General features: G+C 36.4%; 1 protein-coding gene. It reads right to left on the bottom strand.

The genetic code is table 11. From position 1 onward, the window contains the following. The coding region (locus SB679_RS24060; RefSeq protein WP_410704758.1) for a GEVED domain-containing protein at positions 1 to 275 on the bottom strand (275 nt) is incomplete at both ends.

Genomic DNA, 275 nt, shown 5'->3' with positions numbered 1-275 from the left:
ATATCGGTCTTATGAGTAAGTAGTCTTCCTGAGGCATCGTAGATATGTAATGTTGAGATTTTAGAATCGCTTTTTACATATACTGAACTTTCATCTTTAGTAATGAATGAATTCTCTTTTTGTAAACCATTGTGTACAGATAATGAAGTCTGGGGCTCAATAATTACAGAATAATCCTCTACCTGTCCATACTTTGGAGTGTAGCAGGCAGTAATGGCTGTTCCGTTATAATCTCCGATCACTCTCATTCTTAAAGGAGTATTGGTTACAGCTCC

Origin of the sequence: Chryseobacterium sp. SIMBA_029 (genome assembly GCF_046535275.1) — a bacterium.
In the GTDB taxonomy this organism is placed as follows: domain Bacteria; phylum Bacteroidota; class Bacteroidia; order Flavobacteriales; family Weeksellaceae; genus Chryseobacterium.
This window is presented reverse-complemented; position numbering and strand designations above follow the sequence as displayed.